The sequence below is a fragment of the Erwinia sp. 198 genome (assembly GCF_003937915.1).
In the GTDB taxonomy this organism is placed as follows: Bacteria; Pseudomonadota; Gammaproteobacteria; order Enterobacterales; family Enterobacteriaceae; genus Erwinia; species Erwinia aeris.
This window is the reverse complement of sequence record NZ_RHUM01000016.1, coordinates 16762-40372: the sequence shown is the minus strand read 5'-3', so window position 1 is coordinate 40372 and position 23611 is coordinate 16762. Positions and strand designations below refer to the sequence as shown.

The following is a 23611-nucleotide window of genomic DNA, read 5'->3' as shown; positions in this document are numbered from 1 at the left end:
CAACAGCTTCCCCTAATCTGACGGTGCTTATGGACGTTTCTGACCTTCTCGACGGCTTGAATGACAAACAACGCGAGGCCGTAGCCGCGCCGCGCAGCAATTTGCTGGTGCTTGCGGGGGCGGGCAGCGGCAAGACTCGCGTGCTGGTTCACCGCATCGCCTGGCTGCTGGGGGTTGAAAACTGTTCGCCTTACTCCATCATGGCCGTGACCTTTACCAATAAGGCCGCCGCCGAGATGCGCCACCGTATCGAGCAGCTGATCGGCACCAGCCAGGGCGGCATGTGGATCGGCACCTTCCACGGCCTGGCGCACCGCCTGCTGCGCGCGCACCACCTGGATGCCAACCTGCCGCAGGATTTTCAGATACTCGACAGCGAAGATCAGATGCGCTTATTAAAACGCCTGATCAAAGCGATGAATCTGGATGAGAAACAGTGGCCCGCCCGCCAGGCCATGTGGTACATCAACGGCAAAAAAGACGAAGGCCTGCGGCCAAAGCACATTGAGAGCTACGGCAATCCCGTTGAGCAGACGTGGCTGCGTATCTATCAGGCCTACCAGGAAGCCTGCGACCGCGCCGGGCTGGTGGATTTCGCCGAGCTGCTGCTGCGCGCGCACGAGCTGTGGCTGAACAAGCCGCATATCCTTAACCACTACCGCGAGCGCTTCACCAATATCCTGGTGGACGAATTTCAGGATACCAACAATATCCAGTACGCCTGGATCAGAATGCTGGCGGGCGACAGCGGAAAAGTCATCATCGTAGGCGATGACGATCAGTCGATCTACGGCTGGCGCGGCGCGCAGGTTGAGAATATCCAGCGTTTTCTTAACGATTTTCACGGCGCGCAGACTATCCGTCTGGAGCAGAACTACCGCTCCACCAATAATATTCTGAAGGCGGCCAACGCCCTGATTGCCAACAATAACGGTCGTCTGGGGAAAGAGCTGTGGACGGATGGCAGCGACGGCGAGCCGATTTCTATCTACTGCGCGTTCAACGAGCTGGACGAAGCCCGCTTCGTGGTGAACCGCATCAAGGTGTGGATGGAAAGCGGCGGCGCGCTTAACGACTGCGCCATTCTCTATCGCAGTAACGCCCAGTCGCGCGTGCTGGAAGAGGCACTGCTGCAAACCAGTATGCCTTACCGTATCTACGGTGGAATGCGCTTCTTCGAGCGTCAGGAAATCAAAGATTCGCTGGCCTACCTGCGGCTGATCGCCAACCGTAACGACGACGCCGCTTTCGAGCGTGTGGTCAACACGCCGACTCGCGGCATCGGCGATCGCACGCTGGACGTGGTGCGGCAAACGGCGCGTGAGCGCCAGCTGACGCTGTGGCAGACCGCCCGCGTTCTGCTTCAGGAGAAAGCGCTGGCCGGCCGTGCCGCTTCGGCGCTGCAGCGCTTCACCGAACTGGTGGACTCGCTGGCGCAGGAAACCAGCGAAATGCCGCTGCACGTGCAGACTGACCGGGTGATCAAAGATTCCGGCCTGTGGCTGATGTACGAGCAGGAAAAAGGCGAAAAAGGCCAGGCGCGTATCGAAAACCTTGAGGAGCTGGTCAACGCCACGCGGCAGTACAGCTATCAGGATGAAGACGAAGACCTGATGCCGCTGCAGGCGTTTCTTTCCCACGCGGCGCTGGAGGCGGGCGAAGGCCAGGCGGACAAATGGCAGGATGCGGTGCAGCTGATGACCATGCATGCGGCTAAGGGCCTGGAGTTCCGCCAGGTCTTTATCGTGGGAATGGAAGAGGGCATGTTCCCGAGCCAGATGTCGCTGGAAGAGGGCGGCAGGCTGGAGGAAGAGCGTCGCCTGGCCTACGTTGGCGTCACGCGCGCCATGCAGAAGCTAACGCTGACCTATGCGGAAACGCGTCGGCTGTATGGCAAAGAGGTTTATCACCGGCCTTCCCGCTTTGTCGGCGAGCTGCCGGAAGAGTGCGTGGAGGAAGTTCGCCTGCGCGCCAGCGTCAGCCGTCCGGTTAACCATCAGCGGATGGGCACGCCGGTTACGCAAAACGACAGCGGTTTTGCGCTTGGCCAGCGGGTGCGCCACGCTAAATTCGGCGAGGGCACCATCGTCAATCTGGAAGGCAGCGGCGATCACAGCCGGTTACAGGTTGCTTTCCAGGGCCAGGGCATCAAATGGCTGGTGGCCGCCTACGCGAAGTTAGAAACGGTGTGATCCCGCTGCGGCGCGGCTAACCCCGCGCCGCCTTTGGGGTTTTCCCCTTCGCTGCTTCAGCGCCGCCTGCGCGCTTTCTTCGGCGGTCGGCGGGGATGCCCGTGCCTGCCGCTTCGTTTCTCCCGGCTGGCTGTTGACGCCATTTTCAGCACAGCGTAACATGCGCGCACTATCACCCTCAGAGGACATTCGCCTTGGACACACCCAGTAGATACTGGCTCATTGACCTGGAAAACAGGTACAACTCCTAAGGCTATCCTCCTCTGCCGATAGCCTTCGTGGTTGTTGGCGACCCGCATCCCGCTTCGCTCTGAGTCAGATTCCCCGTGTTCAGGCGCGTCCCACGCTATGACGAATTGGGAGTACAGCTATGCTGAGCGCATTTAAACTTGATCAAAGCCGCCTTGCCCGCCTGGAGCTGGAAGAAACCACGGACGAACTGTCCAGTTCGGTCTGGGTCGATTTGATCGAACCGATCGATACCGAGCGCGACCGCGTACAGAACGAGCTGGGCCAAAGCCTGGCGACCCGCCCCGAGCTGGAAGATATCGAGGCCTCCGCGCGCTTTTTTGAAGATGAAGATGGCCTGCATATCCACTCCTTTTTCTTCTACGAAGATGCGGAAGATCACGCGGGCAACTCCACCGTAGCCTTTACTATCCGCGACGGTCGCCTCTATACGCTGCGCGAACGCGAACTGCCCGCGTTCCGTCTTTATCGTATGCGCGCGCGTAACCAGGTGCTGACCGACGGCAATGCGTATGAGCTGCTGCTGGATCTGTTTGAAACCAAAATCGAACAGCTGGCAGACGAAATCGAAAACATTTACAGCGATCTGGAAAAGCTCAGCCGCGTGATTATGGAAGGCCAGCAGGGCGATGAGTTCGATGCCGCGCTCTCCACGCTGGCCGAGCTGGAAGACATTGGCTGGAAAGTGCGCCTGTGCCTGATGGATACCCAGCGCGCGCTGAACTTCCTGGTGCGCAAGGCGCGTCTGCCGGGCAATCAGCTGGAGCAGGCGCGCGAGATACTGCGCGATATCGAATCGCTACTGCCGCACAACGAATCGCTGTTCCAGAAGGTCAACTTCCTGATGCAGGCGGCGATGGGCTTTATCAATATCGAGCAGAACCGCATTATCAAAATCTTCTCGGTGGTATCGGTAGTGTTTCTGCCGCCAACGCTGGTTGCTTCCAGCTACGGCATGAACTTTGAGTTTATGCCGGAGTTGAAGTGGAGCTTCGGCTATCCGGGTGCTATCTGCCTGATGATCCTGGCGGGCCTGGCGCCTTACGCCTATTTCAAGCGTAAAAACTGGCTGTAGCAGACGATAAGAGAGCGTTCGGGGACGCTCTCCACTCTCAGGCAAGCTTGATCAACACCATTCCGACCAGCAGTACGCCCAGGCCGAACCAGCCGCGGCGGCTCAGACGCTGACCAAACAGTATCCAGCCTGCCGCCGCCGTCGCGACGATACCGAAACCTCCCCACAGCGCATAGGCTACCGACAGATCGATACCTTTAACCGCCTGCGCCAGCGCGCTAAAGGCAGCCAGCACGGCAACAATCGACGACAGGCCATACAGCGGGCGGCGAAAGCCGTTCGAATATTTAAGAAAAATATTGGCCAGGATTTCCAGCACCACGGCGAGCGCCAGCCAGGCCAGGTGCGTCCCGTTAAGCGGCAGCATGGCTGGCCTCCTTGCGGCTTACCGTACCCGACTTCACCAGTACGATACCGGTCACCAGCGTCGCCAGTCCGACCACTTTCATCAGGGGCAGCGCCTCGCCAAACAGCATGACGCTGAACAGCGTAATACACAGGACGCCCACGCCTTCCCAAATAGCATAGGCCACGCCCAGCGCGATTTTTTTAACGGCGAAACACAAAGTAATATAAGAAAGGGCGATCATGGCCAGCATAAAAAAATAACCGGCGGCGTGACCGTTAAGGCTGGCCCATTTCATGGCCAGCGTGCCAACAATTTCAAAAACGATGGCAAGCGCCAACAATAACCAATAAAACATTTTCTCTCTCCGGAAACTGAAATAATTAGCGCAATTGATGCGCGGCAGAAAATCCGTAGAGAGTGCGCTACAGCGCGAAACGCCAGTGCTGGTCAGAGACGGGACGGCAGGCAAGCCGGGGGCGGGAAAATGCAGGGAGTATCAGTGAAATGAACAAACTGTCCATAGATTTACAACTCATCCACGCTATTGCTTCTCATCCTGGTGGAGTGAATATTGTCCTCAGTAGTTAAACACGCGGCTATTCTGGCATTATCCAGACCTGCTGTGCCAAAAGATTTGCACTGATTTACGATAGGAACGTCAGGTTATAAAGTTTTTACTTAGGTGTTACTTTCCCCGGCCAGGCAGTAACCGGGGAAAGCAATTAACCGTCAGACCTCAGCGGGCCGCCTGCGTTTTAACGTTATAAGCGCATCGAAAATAAATAAGGCCAGCGCCGCCCAGATAAAGCTGAAGGTCATCACTTTATCCGGCGTCATTTTCTCGCCGTAAAAGATCACCGCCAGCAGAAACATCAGCGTTGGGCCAAGGTACTGGAAAAACCCAACGGTAGAGAGGCGCAGGCGCGTGCAGGCAGCGGTAAACAACATCAGCGGCACGGTGGTTATCACGCCAGCGGCGATCAGCAGCAGGTTTAACGACGAGGCATTTTGCGTCAGATGGCTGGTGCTGCTGTCCGCAATGCCGAAAAGATAAAGAGCGGCGAAGGGCAACAGCCAGCTGGTTTCAATCATCATGCCGGTCTGCGCGTCGACGGCGATTTTTTTGCGCATCAGCCCGTACAGCGAAAAGGTCACCGCCAGACCCAGCGCAATGACCGGCACCGACCCAAATCGCCAAAGCTGGATAATTACGCCGCAGGCCGCCAGCGCCACCGCCAGCCATTGCAGCCGCCGGAAGCGTTCGCCCAGAAACAGCATCCCTACCAGCACGTTCAGCAGCGGGTTGATAAAATAGCCCAGGCTGGCTTCCAGAATATGCTGATTATTGACCGCCCAGATAAAGATGAGCCAGTTGCTGCACACCAGCGTCGCGGAGACCGCCAGCAGCAGCACCTTCTTCGGCGTTTTGAAAATCGCTTTAACCTTGCCCCAGCTGCGGCTGACGCTCAGCAACAGCAGCATAAAAAAGAATGACCAGATCACCCGATGGGTCATGATCTCCCCTGGCGCAACCTGCTGAAGAAGTTTGAAATAGGCAGGCGCTATGCCCCAGATAAAATAAGCGCCCAGGGCATAAAAAATGCCCTGACGAGTTTGCTGCGCATCCATGTAACATCACTCCGTTAATGTCGGGGAATCAACCTACAAGATAGGTTGCCGTCGTGCTGGCAATATAAAGACCAGCGTCATTATGCAGCTCAACGCGTGCCACCGCGACCTTATTGCCGCCGCGCAGCAGGCTGCTGGTCGCGATAAAGCGTTCGCCGCGACCGGGCCGCAGGTAGTCCACCCGCAGATCGATAGTACCCATGCGCGACAGGCGCTGCCGCAGCTCTTCTTCCGTAATGGTCTCCTGCCGGGTGAGCGAGCTGCTGACGCAGACCAGACCGGCCGCCACGTCCAGTACGGCCGCAATTACACCGCCGTGCAGAATTTTTTGTGCGATGTTGCCCACCAGCTGCGGCTGGTTAGCGAAGCTCAGCTCCGCATAATCCGGCTCCAGCCGATCCAGCGTGAGGCCAAGCGTACGGTTAAACGGCATATCATAAACAAAGATGTCGCCAATCAGGCGACGAGCGGCCTGCCGATCGAGCGGCGCAGATGAGGTCATAGCAAAATTCCTTTACAACGTAAGTCGCTTATCAGACTGACTATTTTTATCCGCTGCTAACGGGTCGTTTACTTTACAAAAACAGCACTAATGTCGACCAGTAATTCTGTGTAGAATGGCGTGCTTTTTATTCATCACCTTTATCAGTTCTGGAGAATCTTATGTCGATGCTGAAAGGCCCGCTGGCTGCAGCGCTCCTTTTCCCCTGTCTGGCCCTGGCGCAAGAGGCTCAGGTCACAGAGGTGCATGACCAGCCCGCGGTGCGTGGCAGTATTATTGCTAATCTTCTGGAAAAGCATGACAACCCTTTTGTGCTTTTTCCTTATGAAAGCAACTATCTGCTGTACACCGATACCAGCAACATCAATAAAGAGGCGATTGATTCCTATAACTGGTCGAATAAGGCGAAGCACGATGAGGTAAAATTCCAGCTGAGCCTGGCCTTTCCTCTCTGGCGAGGCATTTTAGGTGACAACTCGGTGCTTGCTGCCTCCTATACTCAGTCTTCCTGGTGGCAGCTCTCTAACCGTGGCGCCTCGTCGCCGTTTCGCGAAACCGACTATCAGCCGCAGATTTTCCTCGGCTGGGCCACCGACTACAGCTTCGCCGGCTGGACGCTACGCGACGTGGAGCTGGGCCTGAACCATCAGTCCAACGGCCGCTCGGAGCCGACCTCCCGCAGCTGGAACCGCGTTTACGCCCGCCTGATGGCGCAGAACGGTAACTGGATGGTCGAAGCCAAACCCTGGTACCGTCTTCCAGAAGGCGAAAATAATGACGATAACCCTGATATCACTAAGTACATGGGGTATTATCGCCTGACGGTCGGCTATCAGCTGGGCGAAAGCGTCTTCAGCCTTCAGGGCAACTACAACTGGAACAGCGGTTTCGGTGGCGCGCAGGCAGGCTGGAGCTACCCGATTACCGAACATGTCCGTTTCTATACGCAAGTCTTTAGCGGCTATGGTGAATCATTGATTGACTATAACCATCGTCAGACCAGGGTCGGCGTCGGCGTCATTCTGAACGACCTGTTTTAATGCTTTCCGGGCGGCCATCACGTGCTGCCCGCCATCAAGTTGGAGTACACGTGTCTACGGCTGCAGTGATCAATCAGGAAATGCTGACGCAACAGGTTTTGCAGGAAACCTTCGGCTATCAGCAATTTCGTCCGGGGCAGCAAACTATTATTCAGGCGTCGCTGAAAGGGCGCGACTGCCTGGTGGTCATGCCGACCGGCGGCGGCAAATCGCTTTGCTATCAGATCCCGGCGCTGGTGCGCGAGGGGCTGACGCTGGTGGTGTCGCCGCTGATCTCGTTGATGAAGGATCAGGTCGACCAGCTGCTGGCTAACGGCGTGGCCGCCGCCTGTCTGAACTCAACGCAGACGCGGGAAGAGCAGCAGGAGGTCTTCGCCGGCTGCCGCACGGGCCGGATCAAGCTGCTTTATATCGCGCCTGAACGCCTGATGATGGATAACTTCCTGGATAATCTGGCGCACTGGAACCCGGCAATGCTGGCCGTAGACGAGGCCCACTGTATTTCGCAATGGGGCCACGATTTCCGTCCGGAATACGGCGCGCTGGGCCAGCTGCGTCAGCGGCTGCCGGACGTGCCGGTGATGGCGCTGACCGCCACCGCCGACGAAACCACCCGTAACGATATCGCGCGCCTGCTACAGCTTGACGATCCGCTGATCCAGGTCAGCAGCTTCGACCGGCCTAATATCCGCTATACGCTGGTGGAAAAATTCAAGCCAACGGATCAGCTGATCCGCTACGTGCAGGATCAGCGCGGCAAATGCGGCATCATCTACTGCAACAGCCGGGCGAAGGTGGAAGACACCGCCGCGCGTTTGCAAAGCCGTGGCTTGAGCGTCGGTGCCTATCATGCCGGGATGGATAACGTGCATCGCGCCCGCGTGCAGGAAGCCTTCCAGCGTGACGATCTTCAGATCGTCGTCGCCACGGTCGCCTTCGGCATGGGCATCAACAAGCCCAACGTGCGCTTTGTGGTGCACTTTGATATCCCGCGCAACATCGAATCCTATTATCAGGAAACGGGCCGTGCCGGTCGTGATGGCCTGCCGGCGGAAGCGCTGATGCTTTACGATCCGGCCGATATGGCCTGGCTGCGCCGCTGTCTGGAAGAGAAAGCGCCGGGGCCGTTGCAGGATATTGAACGCCACAAGCTGAACGCGATGGGCGCTTTTGCGGAAGCGCAGACCTGCCGCCGTCTGGTGCTGCTGAACTATTTTGGTGAAGGGCGTCAGCAGCCCTGCGACAACTGCGATATCTGTCTCGATCCGCCGCGTCGTTACGACGGCACGGTAGAAGCGCAAAAGGCGCTTTCCTGCATTTATCGTGTCGGCCAAAGGTTTGGCATGGGTTACGTGGTGGAAGTGCTGCGCGGCGCCAACAATCAGCGTATTCGCGATATGCAGCACGACAAGCTGCCGGTTTATGGCATTGGCCGCGATCGGAGCCACGAACACTGGATAAGCGTGATCCGTCAGCTCATTCATCTGGGCTTTGCAACGCAAAATATTGCGATGCATTCCGCGCTTCAGTTAACGGAAGCGGCGCGTCCCCTGCTGCGTGGCGAAGCCCCGCTGCTGCTGGCGGTGCCGCGCATGGTCAGCGTCAAGCCGCGCAACAGCAATCAGAAATCGTTTGGCGGCAACTACGATCGCAAGCTGTTTGCCAAGCTGCGTAAGCTGCGTAAAGCCATTGCCGATGAAGAGAATATTCCGCCATATGTGGTATTTAATGACGCCACGCTGATAGAAATGGCCGAGCAGATGCCGCTGACCGCCTCAGAAATGCTGAGCGTCAACGGCGTTGGCCAGCGCAAGCTGGAGCGCTTCGGCAAGCCGTTTATGGTGATGATCCGCGAGCACGTCGACGGCGAAGAGTAGACCAGGCGGGTGGCCGGAGAACGTGGAGGACACGGGCAAGGTATGGTCAGCGCGTCCTCCATGCCAGCCTCTGATGCATCAGGCAATACGCCGGGCGGAAGCCAGCAGCGCGCCGACCGCCATAAACATGCCGCCAAACAGGCGATTTAACAGCTTCATCTGTTTTGGCCCTTTAATCCAGGCTGCAATCCGCTGTGCCAGCGTGGCGTAGCCGATCATCACGATAATATCGACTACCACCGTCGTCACGCCCAGTACCAGATACTGCATCGCCTGCGGCTGGTGCGGGATGATAAACTGCGGAAAGAGCGCCGCCAGGAAAACAATGCTTTTTGGGTTGGTCAGGTTCACCAGCACCGCACGCTTAAACAGCCTGCGGCGCGGCATCGCTTTGGCGACCGCCTGAAGATCTATCGCGCCTGCCGAGCGCCACTGCTGGATGCCCAGCCAGATCAGGTAAGCCGCGCCCGCCCATTTCAGCACCTCAAAAGCCAGCACGGATTGCGAAAACAGCGCGCCCAGGCCGATGCCGACCAGCAGAATATGCACCGCCAGCCCAACCTGCAGGCCGGAAATAGAGGCCGCCGCGCCGCGATAGCCGTGGCTGATACCGGTACTCATGGTATTGATTGCGCCGGAACCCGGCGAAAGGCTTAAGATGCTGGTCGTTAACAGATAGGCCAGCCACCACTGCATGGTCATTGGGTCAGACTCCCTGATAGCACAGAAGTATGACACAATACGCCATTGCGGCTGCGCAGGCTACGGGGTCGGGCGGAATGTGAAAAAAGCGGAGATCGGGTCAATGAAAAAGCATGGCTGGCGAAATCGTGAAAAAGCTTTTGCCGCTTTCGCCACCGGCCCGCTGCTGGATTTCTGGCGGCGGCGGGAGGAAGACGAGTTTATCGGCGTAGAAGACGTGCCCATTCGCTACGTTCGTTTCACGTCATCGCAACATAGCCGCGTTATCCTGATTTGCCCCGGCCGTATCGAAAGCTACGTAAAATACCCGGAGCTGGCCTACGACCTGTTTCACTGCGGCTATGATGTGATTATTGTCGATCATCGCGGGCAGGGCCGTTCCGGCAGGCTGCTACAGGATAGCCATCGCGGCCATGTGGAGCTGTTCGACCACTATGTTGAAGATCTGGAGACGCTCTATCTGAAAGCGATCCTCAGCCGTCACTATCAGCATCGCTATGCGCTGGCGCACTCAATGGGCGGCGCGATCCTGACGCTGATGCTGGCCAGGCAGCCGCAGGCCTTTAACGCCGTGGCGCTGGTCGCGCCGATGTTTGGGATCTTTCTGCCGATGCCGCTGTGGATGACGCACTGTATTCTGAACTGGGCGGAAAAACGTCCCGTGGTGCGCGACGGTTACGCCATCGGCACCGGCCAGTGGCAGCCGAGGCCGTTCGGCATGAACCAGCTGACCCACAGCCGCGAGCGCTACCGGCGCAACCTGCGCTTTTACGCCGACGATCCGGCGCTGCGCGTCGGCGGGCCGACTTATCACTGGGTCAGAGAAGGCATTCTGGCCGGCAAAAACATTCTGGCTCAGGCAAAAGAGATCAAAACGCCGCTGCTGCTGTTACAGGCCAGCGCGGATAAGGTGGTGGATAACCGCGCTCAGGATCTCTTTTGTCAGGCCATGAAAGCGGCGGAAAACCCCTGCGAGGGCCCGCTGACTATCGCAGGCGCGCGTCATGAGATCTTGTTTGAAAAAGACAGCATGCGCGCCGAAGCGCTGGAGGCCATTACGGCGTTTTTTGCGCGGCATCCCTGATTTTACTGCTCAGATATAGCAACCCTAGCTCACCATTAACAGAGGTTTTATGTACCCGATTGTTGCTTCCGATCTCGACGGCACGCTGCTGTCGCCGGATCACCGTTTATCCGCTTTCGCCCGTGAAACGCTCCAGCTGCTGACGCAAAAGGGCGTCCATTTTGTGTTCGCCACCGGTCGCCATCACATTGATGTCGGGCAGATGCGTGACAGCCTGGGTATTGATGCCTATATGATCACCTCGAACGGCGCGCGCGTGCACAATACCGCAGGCGAGCTGATCTTCAGTCATAACCTGGAAGAAGACATCGCCCGTGAGCTTTTTGCTTTACACCACAGCCACCAGGATATCTATACCAACGTCTACCGCGATGAAGAGTGGTTCCTTAACCGCCATCGCCCGGAAGAGATGGATTTTTTCCGCGAGTCCAATTTTAACTATCAAACCTATCAGCCGGATTCGCTGCCAACCGACGGCATCAGCAAGGTGTTCTTTACCTGCGCCAGGCCGGAACTGCTGATCCCGCTGGAAGAGGCACTGATGGCGCGCTGGGGCGATCGGGTCAACGTCAGCTTCTCGCTGCCGACCTGTCTGGAAGTGATGGCGGGCGGCGTTTCCAAAGGCCACGCGCTGGACGCGGTATCCCGACTGCTGGGCTTTACGCTGGCGGACTGCATCTCATTTGGCGACGGCATGAACGACAAAGAGATGCTGAACATGGCGGGCAAAGGCTGCATCATGAGTAATTCGCATCAGCGGCTGAAGGATCTGCTGCCCGAACTGGAAGTGATTGGCAGCAATGCGGATAACGCGGTGCCGAACTATCTGCGCAAGCTTTATAACGTCTGAAGCCTGTAAAAGCCGCCTCTGTCACAGAGGCGGCAACGCTTACCGCTTCAGGAAGTGCACGGCCTTATCCGGAAAATCGGTAAACAGGCCGTCCACGTCAGCCTGGTTATAGAGCGCGTCGTACAACTCGTCCACATTATCTACCCAGTCGGGCAGCTGGTCGGCCCGCACGGTATAGGGATGCACGGCCAGGCCATTCTGATGCGCCTCCTGCACCATCTGCGTAAAGTGAACCGCGCCCCTGGTCGAGCCGTTGGCAATCAGCATATGATAATCAGGGCCGATGCCGTCGACGTAACGGGCCAGCGTTTTCATCGCGCCGGGTTGCAGCATCCAGTCATAGCTGTAGTTCACCCATTTGCCGTTTTGCTGCTCCTGCGTCTCTTTTGAGTCCGTTTCGGTGATCAGCTGCACCAGTTTGACGTCCATGCCTCTTTGCGGCTCCAGCTCCGTTTTAATGCGTTTAAGTTCGTTATAGTCAAAGCATTGCAGATAGACGTTGTCGCTTTTCGAGCTGTAGCCGTACCGCTTCAGCACATCCAGCACCTTTGCGGAAATATCTTTGCCTTCCTGGCGGTGAAACCACGGCGCTTTGATTTCGGTGTAGATGCCGATATTTTTTCCCGTCGAGTGGTTCAGCCCCTGAATAAATTCAATCTCTTCGGCAAAGGTATGCACATGGAAGTCCGACTTGCCCATCGGGAAACGCTGCGGATAAGTCTGGACTTTTTTGCCGTCTTTTAGCGTAAAGCCTTCCGTAAATTTCAGCCCCTTGATTTCGTCCAGCGTAAAGTCGATGGCGTAATAGCGCCCATCTTTTCTGGCGCGGTCTGGATAGCGTTTCGCCACGTCCGTTACGCGATCCAGATAGCGATCGTGCAGCACCACCAGCCGATCGTCTCGCGTCATCACCAGATCCTGCTCAAGAAAGTCGGATCCCTGCGCGTAAGCCATCGCTTTGGCCGGCAGCGTGTGTTCCGGCAGGTAGCCGCTCGCGCCACGGTGGGCAATGACGATCTTGTGCGCTTCTACGGCTATTGCGCCGAACGAAGCGCCCAGCAGCAGCATAGCTATCAGCTTTTTCATTGCGTTGCCCCTTTTTTGTGCTTGTGTTCGTTCAGCATGGTGATAGCCAGCAGGATAACGGCCAGCACGCCGCCGCCGATCATCACGATAAAACCGCCGTCCCAGCCAAAGTAATCAACGGTATAGCCGACGATAGCGCTGGCGGCCACCGAGCCGCCAAGATAGCCGAACAGCCCGGTAAAGCCTGCCGCCGTACCCGCGGCTTTCTTCGGCGCCAGCTCCAGCGCGTGCAGCCCGATCAGCATCACTGGCCCATAAATCAGAAAGCCGATAACGATCATGCAGGTAATATCCACGCCCGGATTGCCGGGGGGATTCAGCCAGTAAACTACGGTAGCAATTGTCACCAGTAGCATAAAAAAGACGCCGGTCGCGCCACGATTGCCCTTGAAGACCTTATCGGACATCCAGCCGCACAGCAGCGTGCCGGGGATGCCTGCGTACTCATAAAGGAAGTAGGCCCAGGAGGATTTATCCAGCGTAAAATGCTTCACCTCTTTTAAATAGGTCGGCGACCAGTCGAGAATGCCGTAGCGCAGCAGATAGACAAATACGTTGGCCAGCGCGATATACCAGAGCAGCCGGTTGGGCAGTACGTATTGCATAAAAATTTGCCTGGCGGTCAGCTCCTCTTCCTGGCTTTTATCGTAGTCGGGCGGATAGTCGTTTTTATACTCTTCAATCGGCGGCAGACCGCAGGATTGCGGCGTATCGCGCATTAACGTAAAGGCGATGACGGCCACCAGAATGGCGGCGAAAGCGGGCATATAAAGCGATGCTTTCCAGTCGTTAAACCAGTACATGCCCAGTAGAAACAGCAGCGGAGGCAGACCGCCGCCGACGTTGTGCGCACAGTTCCAGACGGAAACGATACCGCCGCGCTCCTTGTGCGACCACCAGTGCACCATAGTGCGTCCACAGGGCGGCCATCCCATGCCCTGGAACCAGCCGCATAAAAACAGCAGCACGAACATCACGGTAATACTGGAAGTGGCCCACGGAACGAATCCCATAAACAGCATGACTGCCGCCGCCAGAATTAAGCCAGCGGGCAAAAAGTATCGTGGATTCGAGCGATCGGAAACGGATCCCATAATAAATTTAGAAAAACCGTAGGCGATGGAAATACCTGAAAGGGCAAAGCCTAAATCCCCCCTAGAAAAACCCTGTTCAATCAGCGAAGGCATCGCCAGCGCAAAGTTTTTTCGCACCAGATAATAGGCCGCATAGCCGAAGAAAATACCAAAAAATATCTGCCAGCGTAATTTACGATAAAGCGGATCGATTTCGCTGGTATCTACGCGCGTTCGATGCGACGCAGGTTTAAAAACAGATAACATAACAGCCTCCGATGGCAATTTATATTCGTTTTTTTACGTAGTGCAGCAACAGATAATAAACACGATCCGTAGCGGAAAGAGCCTAAAAGAAAACGCAGGGTTTCGCTGTGAAGAAGAACCCAAAGGTTACATTTTTATGACAATCAAACGAATTATGCAGCACGCTTCTCTGAATGCTTTTAGCCATGTCGGAAAGGAGTGTGAGCAGGCTCACTAAAATGGCCGGGTAAAAACTAGTGCGTACATTTTACAATCAGATGTCAATCAGATATTTCCCCCTGGTCAGGATGATTTCGCTACACTGTGCCTACTTTTCACCAGCGAGTTTTTATCGTGATTTTACTGATAATCACCACTATCCTGTGGGCCTTTTCGTTCAGCCTGATCGGCGAATATCTGGCAGGTCAGGTCGACAGCGTCTTTTCCGTGCTGATCCGCCTGCTGCTGGCCGCCGTGGTTTTCCTGCCGTTTCTGCGCTGGCGCGGCTATCGGCCGTCAACGCTGCTGCTCTATATGGGCGTAGGCGCGCTGCAGCTGGGCATTATGTATCTGTTTAGCTTTGAGGCTTATCTCTACCTCAGCGTTTCCGAGCTGCTGCTGTTTACGGTGATGACGCCGCTCTATATCACCCTGATTTATGACCTGATGAGCGGAAGAGGCGTGCGGCCCGGCTATGCGCTGAGCGCGCTGCTGGCGGTGGCGGGCGCGGCGATTATTCGCTACGACAAAGTCAGTGACCACTTTTGGTTTGGCCTGCTGCTGGTGCAGCTTGCCAACCTTTGCTTTGCCGTGGGCATGGTGGGCTACAAGCGTCTGCAGGAAACGCGTCCGATGCCGCAGCACGCCGCCTTTTCCTGGTTTTATATGGGCGCAGCGCTCGTCGCGGTCATCGCCTGGTGCCTGTGGGGCAATCCGCAAAAGCTGCCGACAACCACGCTACAGTGGAGCATCCTGATCTGGCTGGGCGTGGCGGCTTCGGGACTGGGTTATTTTATGTGGAACTACGGCGCGACGCAGGTTGATGCCGGCACGTTGGGCATTATGAATAATATGCACGTGCCAGCCGGGTTACTGGTTAATCTTGCAATCTGGCAGCAGCAGCCGCACTGGCCGAGCTTTATCGTTGGCGCAGCGGTAATTTTCGCCTCGCTATGGGTACACCGACACTGGGTGATCAAAAAATAAAACCACGCTAAGCAGGGCGTGCCAGGCCCTGCTTAGCGACATGGCTTAGCTTGTTAACGAATCAAGCGCCGCTATGATTTTGTCCCTTAGCAGATTAAGATTTGTTTCGATGGTTTTGCCGATACGGCTACCCATATCTTCCCCCGCAGTCCTTACCTGATCGGCGGTATAGCCCAGTTCTGACAGCGGGAGCAGCTTATAGATATTAGAAAAAAGCGTGCCGAACATATTTGTGGTGGTGTCCTGAATTTTACCTGCGCCGCTGACGACGGCGACTTCAGTGCTATTAAGCTCTCTCATGATATATCCTTTTTCATGGTTTGCCGTATTTACGATGCGTAAATACCTGGCGGATGTTATGAGGCCTTATTTAAGCTGTCAAGATGGAAGGGAAATATAATATATCCATTTTCAGGTATTTAAAATGGCAGGCAGCCCGAAGGCTGCACTAATATTTAAGCTTTTTTAACAGGGGCAGGGCGTAATTTCATCGTCATTCCTTTCAGGAAATTCCTTAAAATCTGATCGCCGCATTCACGGTAATTTTTATGCCCCGGCTTTCGGAAAATAGCGCCAATTTCAGACTGACCTACGGCGAAGTCCGCCAGCTTAAGCACGTCAATAATATCCGTAGTTTTTAAATCGAAAGCGATGCGCAGTTTTTTAATAATAATATTATTTGTCATTTTGCGTTCGACAGAGGGCTCAGGCGCATCTTCGCTTTTGCCACGGCGCTGGAAAATCAGCCCGTTCAGGAAATAGCCCATTACCACGTCAGGACAGGCGCGAAAGCCCGCTTCGTCTTCTTTTTTCAGGAAGCCTTGCATTTCCGCTTCGCTGACTTCACTTTCCGCCAGCGCCAGAATGCCAACCATCTGAGCATCGCTCAGGCTCAGCATGTAGCGCACGCTGCGCAAAACGTCATTATTGGTCATAAAAATCTCATTGGTTCAGGATCGTTGGCCGCATTATAGAGACAAATGGCGATGGATAAAGGAATACCGTCAGCAAAAAGGCGGGCGGCCAGCGCCTTATAAGGGTGCGGCTGTGCTAAAAGGGCCATCGCGCAAAAGCAATCGCCCACGCTGGCCGTTCAGGAATGATGCAAAGAGGTCGGCAGCGGCGTGCCCGGCGCGGAAGCGTCCCTGACCAGCGGCAGATGCTCGCAGGCGTGCTGACGGGCGGAGCGGATAAAAGCTTCAACTACTGCCTGACGCTGCTCGCCGTCGCGCACGGCGGCATATAATCGGCTCCATAAACCCTGGCCGAGCGTTTTGGTCACCACCAGTCCCTGATGCTCAAAGCTTTCCACAACCCAATGCGGCAGAGCGGCGATGCCCATGCCCGCAGACACCATCTGGATCAGCAGCAGCGTATTATCCACGCTTTTTAACGCCGGGCTGACGCCTGCGGGCTGCAAAAAATGCCGCCAGATATCCAGGCGCTGCCGCTGCACCGGATAAATCATCAGCACTTCGCTGGCCAAATCCTCCGGTGAAATACGATCAACCTGCGCCAGCGGATGGTCCGGCGCCAGCACCAGGCGAACTTCAAAATCAAACATCGGCGAATAGAACAGCCCGCTGCGCGGCAAAATATCGGAGGTGAGCACCACATCCAGCTCCCCCTGCTGGAGCGCAGGCTGGGGATCGAAAGTCACCCCGGATTTAAAATCCATCACCACCTGCGGCCAGCTCTGACGGAAGTTGCTCAACGCTGGCGTCAGCCATTGGATACAGCTGTGGCACTCGATAGCGATACGCAGCGTGGCCTGATGCGGTTCGTGGCAGGCCTGTAAAGCGTGCTGGATCTGCGGCAGCACCTGCTCGGCAAGCTGCAGCAAAATTTCGCCCTGCGGCGTAAAGCGCAGCGGCTGGCTTTTACGCACAAACAGGCGGAAGCCCAGGCGCTGCTCCAGATCGCTGAACTGATGGGACAGGGCCGACTGCGTTTGATGAAGCTGAGCGGCGGCGGCGGCCAGCGAACCGCTGTTGCGCAGCGCTTGCAGCGTCCGCAGGTGTTTGAGTTCGATCATGAGAGTCCTTCACATCGACAATGAACAATTTGCGCTTGTGGGGAATACAGTACCTGCGGATTATAGATGTGTAAACATCTGGACGTCTAAAAGCCCGATTGCCACGACAGCGGGCGGTAACTGAGGAATGCATTGATGACTATTCTGAACCATACGCTCGGCTTCCCCCGCGTAGGCCTGCGTCGCGAACTGAAAAAAGCACAGGAAAGCTACTGGGCAGGCAACAGCTCGCAGGAAGCGCTGCTGGCGGTAGGTCGCGAGCTGCGCGCCCGCCATTGGGAACAGCAGAAACAGGCTGGAGTAGACTATGTGCCGGTCGGTGATTTCGCCTGGTACGATCATGTGCTGACTACCAGCCTGCTGCTGGGCAACGTGCCTGCCCGTCATCAAAATAAAGATGGCTCTGTCGATCTGGATACGTTGTTCCGTCTGGGCCGTGGCCGTGCGCCAACCGGCGAGCCTGCGGCGGCGGCTGAAATGACCAAATGGTTTAACACTAATTATCACTATATGGTGCCTGAATTTACCCGGGGGCAGCAGTTTAAGCTCAGCTGGACGCAGATCCTGGACGAAGTGGACGAAGCGCTGGCGTTGGGTCATAAAGTGAAGCCCGTGCTGCTTGGCCCGGTGACCTATTTATGGCTGGGTAAAGTTAAAGGCGAGCCGTTCGACCGTCTGAGCCTGTTAAACGAAATTCTGCCCGTTTATCACCAGGTGCTGAGCGAGCTGGCGAGGCGTGATATCGAATGGGTTCAGATCGACGAGCCTGCGCTGGTGCTGGAGCTGCCGCAGGCATGGCTCAACGCCTTTAAACCGGCTTATGAGGCGCTGCAAGGGCAAACCAAACTGCTGCTGACCACCTACTTTGACAGCGTCGGCACCAATCTGGACGCTATCGTTAAGCTGCCGGTTCAGGGTCTGCATGTCGATCTGGTACAGGGTAAAGACGATATCGCCGCACTGAACGCTAAAGTGCCGGCCGACTGGCTGCTTTCCGTCGGCGTGATCAACGGCCGCAACGTTTGGCGCGCCGATCTCAGCAGCTGGTTTGAGCGTTTACAGCCGCTGGTCGGCAAGCGTCAGCGGCTATGGATCGGCTCTTCCTGCTCGCTGCTGCACAGCCCCATCGATTTAAGTACCGAAACCCGTCTGGATGGAGAAGTAAAAAGCTGGTTCGCCTTTGCGCTACAGAAATGCCAGGAGCTGGCGCTGTTGAGCCATGCGTTAAACCACAACGACGCAAGGTCGCTGGAAGCCTGGAGTGCGCCAATCCGTGCCCGCCGCGACTCTGCGCGCGTGCATAACGAGGCCGTCAGCAAAAGGCTGGCCGCTATCATCGCTAAAGACAGTGAGCGTAACAGCAGCTATAAGGCGCGTGCCGAAGTCCAGCGTCAGCGCTTTCAGCTGCCGGCCTGGCCAACCACCACTATCGGCTCTTTTCCGCAGACCACTGAAATTCGTGGCCTGCGCCTGGATTTCAGACAGGGGCGCCTGGACGGGAAAAGCTACCGCACCGGCATCGCTGAACATATCAGGCAGGCGATTGTGGAGCAGGAGCGGCTGGGGCTCGACGTGCTGGTTCACGGCGAGGCCGAGCGCAACGACATGGTGGAATACTTTGGCGAAAATCTGGAAGGCTTTGCCTTTACGCAAAACGGCTGGGTACAGAGCTACGGTTCCCGCTGCGTGAAGCCGCCGGTGATTATCGGCGACGTCAGCCGGCCGGAAGCGATCACCGTCGAGTGGGCAAAATATGCGCAGTCGCTGACCGACAAGCCGGTAAAAGGCATGTTGACCGGCCCGGTAACCATCCTTTGCTGGTCTTTCCCTCGTGAAGACGTGTCGCGTGAAACCATCGCTAAGCAGATCGCGCTGGCGCTGCGGGACGAAGTGGCCGATCTCGAAAAAGCCGGTATCGGCATTATCCAGATTGATGAGCCGGCGCTGCGTGAAGGCCTGCCGCTGCGGCGGTCAGAGTGGGCTGCCTATCTGGAATGGGCCGTGGGCGCGTTCCGCCTGAACGCCGCCGTAGCGCAGGACACGACCCAAATTCACACCCATATGTGCTATTGCGAATTCAACGACATCATGGACGCCATTGCCGCGCTGGATGCGGATGTGATCACTATCGAAACCTCACGTTCCGATATGGAACTGCTGCAATCGTTCGAGGAATTTGATTATCCGAACGAAATCGGCCCGGGCGTTTACGATATTCATTCGCCGAACGTGCCGAGCGTGGCATGGATAGAGGCGCTGCTGCTGAAAGCGGCAAAGCGTATTCCGGTGGAGCGTCTGTGGGTGAACCCGGACTGCGGCCTGAAAACGCGCGGCTGGCCGGAAACCCGTCAGGCGCTGGCTAATATGGTGGAGGCGGCACGCAATCTTCGCAAAGCCGCTGTCTGATGGCGATGTTGCCCGTGAGCCTCTCGTTTATTGATGGCATTTAGCGGCGTTTGGAATGTACGGGCGCTGAAGTTGGCGTGGTGCCCGCAGCGAGAACGGCATAAATAAAGCCCGCCGATTGAGGCGGGCTCAGACTGCTGACAAATCTAAATAGCGGATGCATCCTGGTGTTTCTTACAGCAACCCAGCTGTTTCACGGTGGCAGAGGCTGAGCGGATAAGCGGACCGTTTTCGCGCATGGACGCGCGAAACGAGCCTACATGGACGTATCTACGGCGTGTCCGTGTTCCGATCTGCCTCTGCCGCTTTTCATCAATCTGCAAGCGGCCTAAGTTTGAGTTTGTCAGCAACCTCAGTCCGCCGATTGAGGCGGGCCTGAGCGTTAGCTGACGCCGTGCTGTCTGAACCAGGCCAGCATTCGCTGCCAGCCGTCTTTGGCAGACTCTTCATGATAGCTGGGACGATAATCGGCGTTAAACGCGTGCCCGGCCTCGGGATAAACCACGATTTCCGATTTGGCGTTCGCCGCCCGCAGCGCCTGGCGCATGGTTTCCACGCTTTCTAACGGAATGCCCTCGTCCAGCGCGCCGTACAGCCCCAATACCGGCGCGTTCAGGTCAACAGCAACATCAACCGGGTGCTTCTGCTGCTGTAAAGTTTTATCGCCTGTCAGCTTGCCATACCAGGCAACGCCCGCTTTCAGCTGAGGATTGTGTGCGGCGTAGAGCCAGGTTATCCGGCCGCCCCAGCAAAAGCCGGTAATGGCCATATTGCGCATATCGCCGCCGTGGCGCGATGCCCAGTTGGCTACGTGATCCAGATCGGCCAGCACCTGGCTATCCGGCACCTTGCTGACCAGCTCTTTAAACAGCGTAGGAATATCATCGTACCCGGCGGGATCGCCCTGGCGAAAATAGAGTTCGGGCGCCACGGCCAGATAGCCTTCGGTCGCCAGGCGACGGCAGATATCACGAATATGCTCATGCACGCCAAAAATTTCCTGCACGACCAGCACCACCGGCAGCGAACCATCGGTCTGGCGCGGTCTGGCGTGGAAAGCAGGCATATTCTCGCCCTGCGTCGGAATTGACGTTTCGCCGGAAACGATATCGGCACTGTCGGTAATGATGGTGGTCGATGCGGCAGGTGAAACCGCAGGAGCGAATCCCTTATTGCTCAATGTTTGAGTCGGATTATCGTCGCTTTTCATTGTCCTCTCCATACATGCAGTAGCGCAATCAGCTAACTATAGCCAGGATTACGTTTCGATCGGGTAAAGGTCAGCCTGTCATCTTTGACGGCGTTATCGTTTTCCGACAGCGCGATTCGTGCGGGAAGGCTCTTTTGTGTGATTGCTGTCACGATTCAATAGACTCCAAATGTAACTTTCATTGCTCAGAGTGAATTTACTCACATAAATCCCCACAGCTTTGCGCTACTGTAAGCGCTTCATCGCCTTTTAATTACAGGATCTTGTCATGGCACAGTCAGACGTTTTTCACCTGGGTTTAACCAAAGCCGATCTTCAGGGCGCCACCCTTGCCATTGTGCCAGGCGACCCCGAGCGCGTTAAAAAGATTGCCGCGCTGATGGATAATCCGGTTCATCTGGCGTCGCACCGCGAATTCACCACCTGGCGTGCCGACATTGACGGCAAGGCCGTTATCGTCTGTTCAACCGGCATCGGTGGCCCTTCCACCTCCATCGCGGTAGAAGAGCTGGCGCAGCTGGGCATCCGTACTTTTCTGCGCGTAGGTACAACTGGCGCGATTCAGCCTGACATCAGCGTGGGCGACGTGCTGGTAACCACCGGCTCGGTGCGTCTGGACGGCGCGAGTCTGCATTTTGCGCCGCTGGAATTCCCGGCCGTGGCCGATTTCACCTGCACCACCGCGCTGGTCGAAGCGGCGAAAGTGCTTGGCGCAACCACGCATATCGGCGTCACCGCGTCCTCCGACACTTTTTATCCGGGACAGGAGCGTTACGACACCTTTTCTGGCCGCGTGGTAAGCCGTTTCCAGAACTCCATGAAAGAGTGGCAGCAAATGGGCGTGCTGAACTACGAAATGGAATCCGCCACGCTGCTGACCATGTGCGCCAGTCAGGGTCTGCGTGCCGGCATGGTGGCGGGCGTGATCGTGAACCGCACCCAGCAGGAAATTCCCGATGCGGAAACCATGAAGAAAACCGAAAGCGATGCGGTGCGTATCGTGGTTGAGGCGGCGCGCCGCCTGCTTTAGTGGTTGTACCAGCTTCGTCCGCCATTAAGGGAGCCAGCCTCCCTTAATGGCTTCGCCGTCACGCCAATCGCGGCAAATTTTTCGAGCCGTCTCTGACATTCTGATGAAAACCCCTTCGATCCCGTTACATCGCGCTTTTTAACTCGACATTGCCACGGCCTGCCCTTACCTTTTCTGCCAGAGAAGCCTGGACGGGAGAAGGCGCGTGGATGCAATAATCGGTTACGGCATTGGCTCAGGCCTGGCGGGCGCGCTGGTCGGCTGGCTTATCGCCTGGTATCACAGCCAGCAGCGCGCGGCGCACCAGGAAACGGAGCGCAGGCTGCTGCAACAGGCCAGCGAGCAGCTGAAGCAGGAGCGCGATCGCCTGACGCAGCAACAGAGCCAGCAGCAGCAGGCGCAAAAACAGCAGGAGCTGGAGCTGCGTCAGCTGCATGGCACGCTCGCCGCTACCCAGGAGAAGCTAACCCAGCTTGACCACTGGCGCGGCGAGGCCGAACAGCTGGCGCGTGAACTGCGTACCCAGCTGGAGATCAACAGCGCCCAGGAGGCGGAACTGCGCGAGGTCACCATCAGGCTTGAAGAGAGCAAAATGGCGGCGGAGGAGAAGCAGCGCCTGTTGGTCAACAGCGAGCAGCGGCTGAACGCGCAGTTTGAACACCTTGCCAACCGTATTTTTGAACACAGCAACCGCCGCGTCGATGAGCAGAATCGCCAGAGCCTGGACGGGCTGCTCTCGCCGCTGCGCGAACAGCTGGAAGGATTTCGTCGTCAGGTTCAGGAAGGCTTCGGTCAGGAGGCGCGCGAGCGCCATACGCTTTCGCATGAAATCCGCAATCTGCAACAGCTCAATGCCCAAATGGCGCAGGAAGCGATCAACCTGACCAAAGCCCTGAAGGGCGACAATAAAATGCAGGGAAACTGGGGAGAAGTCGTGCTCAGCCGCGTGCTGGAAGCCTCTGGCCTGCGGGAAGGGCACGAATATGAAACCCAGGTCAATATTCAGCTGGAGCATAACGCCCGTATGCAGCCAGATGTGATTGTCCGTCTGCCGCAGGGCAAAGACGTGGTGATCGACGCGAAGATGACGCTGGTTGCTTACGAACGCTATTTCAACGGCGAAGACGAAGCCACGCGCGAAATCGCCATCGGCGAGCACGTCGCGGCCATTCGCAGCCATATCCGCCTGCTGAGCCGCAAAGATTATCAGCAGCTGCCCGGCCTGCGATCGCTGGACTACGTACTGATGTTTATTCCGGTCGAACCCGCTTTTCTGGTCGCTATTGACCGTCAGCCGGAACTGATCAACGAGGCGCTGGGTCAAAACATCATGCTGGTCAGCCCCACCACGCTGCTGGTGGCGCTGCGCACCATCAATAACCTGTGGCGCTACGAGCACCAAAGCCGTCATGCCCAGCGTATCGCCGACAGAGCGGCTAAGCTCTATGACAAAATGCGCCTGTTTGTCGACGACATGTCGGCAATGGGGCAGAACCTCGATAAGGCCAGCGAAAGCTATCGTCAGGCCATGAAGAAGCTGGCGGAAGGGCGGGGCAACCTGATCGCGCAGACGGAAAGTTTTCGGCAGCTGGGCGTAGCCATCAAGCGACCTATTAATCCCCGCCTGGTAGCGCAGGCGATGCCGGATGAGGCTGACGAGGAAGAGAACGAAGATGAGGAAGATATCGCGTATCTGGCGACGCAAACCGGGCCAGGCGCGGCCCGCGTTAATGAATAACCCGCAAGGCTGTGCCTGGCCTGCGGGACTCT

At 56.8% G+C, this 23611-nt stretch carries 22 protein-coding genes; 11 read left to right on the top strand and 11 right to left on the bottom strand.

Annotated elements, in window-relative coordinates; genetic code table 11:
- The first annotated feature begins 29 nt into the window (after positions 1 to 29).
- The 3 genes from uvrD (at position 30) to corA (ending at position 3516) form a co-directional block, all read left to right on the top strand.
- A complete protein-coding gene (gene uvrD, locus EGK14_RS19215) occupies positions 30 to 2192 on the top strand; it encodes a DNA helicase II (RefSeq protein ID WP_125290707.1) in 2163 nt (720 codons plus the stop codon).
- 194 nt (positions 2193 to 2386) lie between these two features.
- Positions 2387 to 2443 carry a YsgD/CorL family protein gene (gene ysgD / locus EGK14_RS21925; protein WP_367317867.1) on the top strand — a complete coding sequence of 19 codons (57 nt, stop codon included), beginning with the start codon at positions 2387 to 2389 and terminating at the stop codon, positions 2441 to 2443.
- 119 nt (positions 2444 to 2562) lie between these two features.
- A complete protein-coding gene (corA, locus tag EGK14_RS19210) occupies positions 2563 to 3516 on the top strand; it encodes a magnesium/cobalt transporter CorA (protein ID WP_125290706.1) in 954 nt (317 codons plus the stop codon).
- Between the two features lie 37 nt (positions 3517 to 3553).
- On the opposite strand, the gene mdtI is transcribed toward corA, so the two are convergent.
- The 4 genes from mdtI to EGK14_RS19190 all read right to left on the bottom strand — a co-directional run bounded on the left by mdtI (position 3554) and on the right by EGK14_RS19190 (position 5996).
- Positions 3554 to 3883 carry a multidrug/spermidine efflux SMR transporter subunit MdtI gene (mdtI, locus tag EGK14_RS19205; protein WP_125290705.1) on the bottom strand — a complete coding sequence of 110 codons (330 nt, stop codon included), beginning with the start codon at positions 3881 to 3883 and terminating at the stop codon, positions 3554 to 3556.
- Positions 3870 to 4220: a multidrug/spermidine efflux SMR transporter subunit MdtJ gene (gene mdtJ / locus EGK14_RS19200; protein WP_125290704.1), complete on the bottom strand. Its 351-nt coding sequence runs from the start codon at positions 4218 to 4220 to the stop codon at positions 3870 to 3872. The genes mdtI and mdtJ overlap by 14 nt, the downstream gene beginning before the upstream one ends.
- A gap of 374 nt (positions 4221 to 4594) precedes the next feature.
- Positions 4595 to 5494, bottom strand: coding sequence for an EamA family transporter RarD (gene rarD, locus EGK14_RS19195; RefSeq protein WP_125290703.1), 900 nt, complete (start codon positions 5492 to 5494; stop codon positions 4595 to 4597).
- 28 nt (positions 5495 to 5522) lie between these two features.
- A complete protein-coding gene (locus tag EGK14_RS19190) occupies positions 5523 to 5996 on the bottom strand; it encodes a thioesterase family protein (protein WP_125290702.1) in 474 nt (157 codons plus the stop codon).
- A gap of 161 nt (positions 5997 to 6157) precedes the next feature.
- Here EGK14_RS19190 and pldA point away from each other — a divergent pair, with 161 nt between their 5' ends.
- Entirely contained in the window at positions 6158 to 7036 is an 879-nt protein-coding gene (gene pldA, locus EGK14_RS19185; protein WP_125290701.1) for a phospholipase A, read from the top strand.
- A gap of 50 nt (positions 7037 to 7086) precedes the next feature.
- Positions 7087 to 8913, top strand: coding sequence for an ATP-dependent DNA helicase RecQ (gene recQ / locus EGK14_RS19180; RefSeq protein ID WP_125290700.1), 1827 nt, complete (start codon positions 7087 to 7089; stop codon positions 8911 to 8913).
- Between the two features lie 78 nt (positions 8914 to 8991).
- On the opposite strand, the gene rhtB is transcribed toward recQ, so the two are convergent.
- Positions 8992 to 9615 (bottom strand): homoserine/homoserine lactone efflux protein, encoded by a 624-nt coding sequence (rhtB, locus tag EGK14_RS19175; protein WP_125290699.1) that lies wholly within the window; start codon positions 9613 to 9615, stop codon positions 8992 to 8994.
- A gap of 103 nt (positions 9616 to 9718) precedes the next feature.
- Between rhtB and pldB the strand changes: the two genes are divergently transcribed.
- Together pldB and yigL are read left to right on the top strand one after the other, a co-directional pair.
- On the top strand, positions 9719 to 10699 hold the full coding sequence (pldB, locus tag EGK14_RS19170; protein WP_125290698.1) for a lysophospholipase L2: 981 nt from the start codon (positions 9719 to 9721) through the stop codon (positions 10697 to 10699).
- Positions 10700 to 10748: 49 nt separating this feature from the next.
- Positions 10749 to 11549, top strand: coding sequence for a sugar/pyridoxal phosphate phosphatase YigL (gene yigL, locus EGK14_RS19165; RefSeq protein ID WP_125290697.1), 801 nt, complete (start codon positions 10749 to 10751; stop codon positions 11547 to 11549).
- Between the two features lie 39 nt (positions 11550 to 11588).
- Here the strand turns inward: yigL and glpQ are convergent, their stop codons facing one another.
- Together glpQ and glpT are read right to left on the bottom strand one after the other, a co-directional pair.
- The gene (gene glpQ / locus EGK14_RS19160) at positions 11589 to 12635 is read right to left on the bottom strand and encodes a glycerophosphodiester phosphodiesterase (protein WP_125290696.1); all 1047 of its coding nucleotides are present in this window, start codon (positions 12633 to 12635) and stop codon (positions 11589 to 11591) included.
- The gene (gene glpT, locus EGK14_RS19155; protein WP_125290695.1) at positions 12632 to 13975 is read right to left on the bottom strand and encodes a glycerol-3-phosphate transporter; all 1344 of its coding nucleotides are present in this window, start codon (positions 13973 to 13975) and stop codon (positions 12632 to 12634) included. The genes glpQ and glpT overlap by 4 nt, the downstream gene beginning before the upstream one ends.
- Before the next feature lie 333 nt (positions 13976 to 14308).
- On the opposite strand from glpT, the gene EGK14_RS19150 reads away from it, so the two are divergent.
- Positions 14309 to 15160 carry a carboxylate/amino acid/amine transporter gene (locus tag EGK14_RS19150; protein WP_125290694.1) on the top strand — a complete coding sequence of 284 codons (852 nt, stop codon included), beginning with the start codon at positions 14309 to 14311 and terminating at the stop codon, positions 15158 to 15160.
- Between the two features lie 45 nt (positions 15161 to 15205).
- On the opposite strand, the gene EGK14_RS19145 is transcribed toward EGK14_RS19150, so the two are convergent.
- From EGK14_RS19145 to metR, 3 genes are all read right to left on the bottom strand, one after another.
- Positions 15206 to 15460 carry a hypothetical protein gene (locus EGK14_RS19145; RefSeq protein ID WP_125290693.1) on the bottom strand — a complete coding sequence of 85 codons (255 nt, stop codon included), beginning with the start codon at positions 15458 to 15460 and terminating at the stop codon, positions 15206 to 15208.
- Positions 15461 to 15615: 155 nt separating this feature from the next.
- Positions 15616 to 16095, bottom strand: a complete 480-nt coding sequence (locus EGK14_RS19140; RefSeq protein ID WP_125290692.1) for a DUF1456 family protein — start codon at positions 16093 to 16095, stop codon at positions 15616 to 15618.
- A 158-nt stretch (positions 16096 to 16253) separates the two neighbouring features.
- A complete protein-coding gene (gene metR, locus EGK14_RS19135) occupies positions 16254 to 17195 on the bottom strand; it encodes an HTH-type transcriptional regulator MetR (protein ID WP_125290691.1) in 942 nt (313 codons plus the stop codon).
- A 135-nt stretch (positions 17196 to 17330) separates the two neighbouring features.
- On the opposite strand from metR, the gene metE reads away from it, so the two are divergent.
- Positions 17331 to 19601, top strand: a complete 2271-nt coding sequence (gene metE, locus EGK14_RS19130) for a 5-methyltetrahydropteroyltriglutamate--homocysteine S-methyltransferase (protein WP_125290690.1) — start codon at positions 17331 to 17333, stop codon at positions 19599 to 19601.
- A 382-nt stretch (positions 19602 to 19983) separates the two neighbouring features.
- On the opposite strand, the gene EGK14_RS19125 is transcribed toward metE, so the two are convergent.
- Complete coding sequence (locus EGK14_RS19125) at positions 19984 to 20811, bottom strand: dienelactone hydrolase family protein (protein ID WP_125290689.1); 828 nt, start codon at positions 20809 to 20811, stop codon at positions 19984 to 19986.
- Between the two features lie 268 nt (positions 20812 to 21079).
- On the opposite strand from EGK14_RS19125, the gene udp reads away from it, so the two are divergent.
- Positions 21080 to 21841, top strand: coding sequence for a uridine phosphorylase (udp, locus tag EGK14_RS19120; protein WP_125290688.1), 762 nt, complete (start codon positions 21080 to 21082; stop codon positions 21839 to 21841).
- 205 nt (positions 21842 to 22046) lie between these two features.
- A complete protein-coding gene (gene rmuC, locus EGK14_RS19115; RefSeq protein WP_125290687.1) occupies positions 22047 to 23579 on the top strand; it encodes a DNA recombination protein RmuC in 1533 nt (510 codons plus the stop codon).
- The last annotated feature ends 32 nt before the right edge of the window (positions 23580 to 23611 follow it).

Excerpts from the sequence above, each read along its gene's own strand:
- uvrD (WP_125290707.1), top strand. The coding sequence starts at position 30 with ATGGACGTTTCTGACCTTCTCGACGGCTTGAATGACAAACAACGCGAG.
- corA (WP_125290706.1), top strand. The coding sequence starts at position 2,563 with ATGCTGAGCGCATTTAAACTTGATCAAAGCCGCCTTGCCCGCCTGGAG.
- mdtI (WP_125290705.1), bottom strand. The coding sequence starts at position 3,883 with ATGCTGCCGCTTAACGGGACGCACCTGGCCTGGCTGGCGCTCGCCGTG.
- mdtJ (WP_125290704.1), bottom strand. The coding sequence starts at position 4,220 with ATGTTTTATTGGTTATTGTTGGCGCTTGCCATCGTTTTTGAAATTGTT.
- rarD (WP_125290703.1), bottom strand. The coding sequence starts at position 5,494 with ATGGATGCGCAGCAAACTCGTCAGGGCATTTTTTATGCCCTGGGCGCT.
- EGK14_RS19190 (WP_125290702.1), bottom strand. The coding sequence starts at position 5,996 with ATGACCTCATCTGCGCCGCTCGATCGGCAGGCCGCTCGTCGCCTGATT.
- pldA (WP_125290701.1), top strand. The coding sequence starts at position 6,158 with ATGTCGATGCTGAAAGGCCCGCTGGCTGCAGCGCTCCTTTTCCCCTGT.
- rhtB (WP_125290699.1), bottom strand. The coding sequence starts at position 9,615 with ATGACCATGCAGTGGTGGCTGGCCTATCTGTTAACGACCAGCATCTTA.
- pldB (WP_125290698.1), top strand. The coding sequence starts at position 9,719 with ATGAAAAAGCATGGCTGGCGAAATCGTGAAAAAGCTTTTGCCGCTTTC.
- yigL (WP_125290697.1), top strand. The coding sequence starts at position 10,749 with ATGTACCCGATTGTTGCTTCCGATCTCGACGGCACGCTGCTGTCGCCG.
- glpQ (WP_125290696.1), bottom strand. The coding sequence starts at position 12,635 with ATGAAAAAGCTGATAGCTATGCTGCTGCTGGGCGCTTCGTTCGGCGCA.
- glpT (WP_125290695.1), bottom strand. The coding sequence starts at position 13,975 with ATGTTATCTGTTTTTAAACCTGCGTCGCATCGAACGCGCGTAGATACC.
- EGK14_RS19145 (WP_125290693.1), bottom strand. The coding sequence starts at position 15,460 with ATGAGAGAGCTTAATAGCACTGAAGTCGCCGTCGTCAGCGGCGCAGGT.
- EGK14_RS19140 (WP_125290692.1), bottom strand. The coding sequence starts at position 16,095 with ATGACCAATAATGACGTTTTGCGCAGCGTGCGCTACATGCTGAGCCTG.
- metR (WP_125290691.1), bottom strand. The coding sequence starts at position 17,195 with ATGATCGAACTCAAACACCTGCGGACGCTGCAAGCGCTGCGCAACAGC.
- metE (WP_125290690.1), top strand. The coding sequence starts at position 17,331 with ATGACTATTCTGAACCATACGCTCGGCTTCCCCCGCGTAGGCCTGCGT.
- EGK14_RS19125 (WP_125290689.1), bottom strand. The coding sequence starts at position 20,811 with ATGAAAAGCGACGATAATCCGACTCAAACATTGAGCAATAAGGGATTC.
- udp (WP_125290688.1), top strand. The coding sequence starts at position 21,080 with ATGGCACAGTCAGACGTTTTTCACCTGGGTTTAACCAAAGCCGATCTT.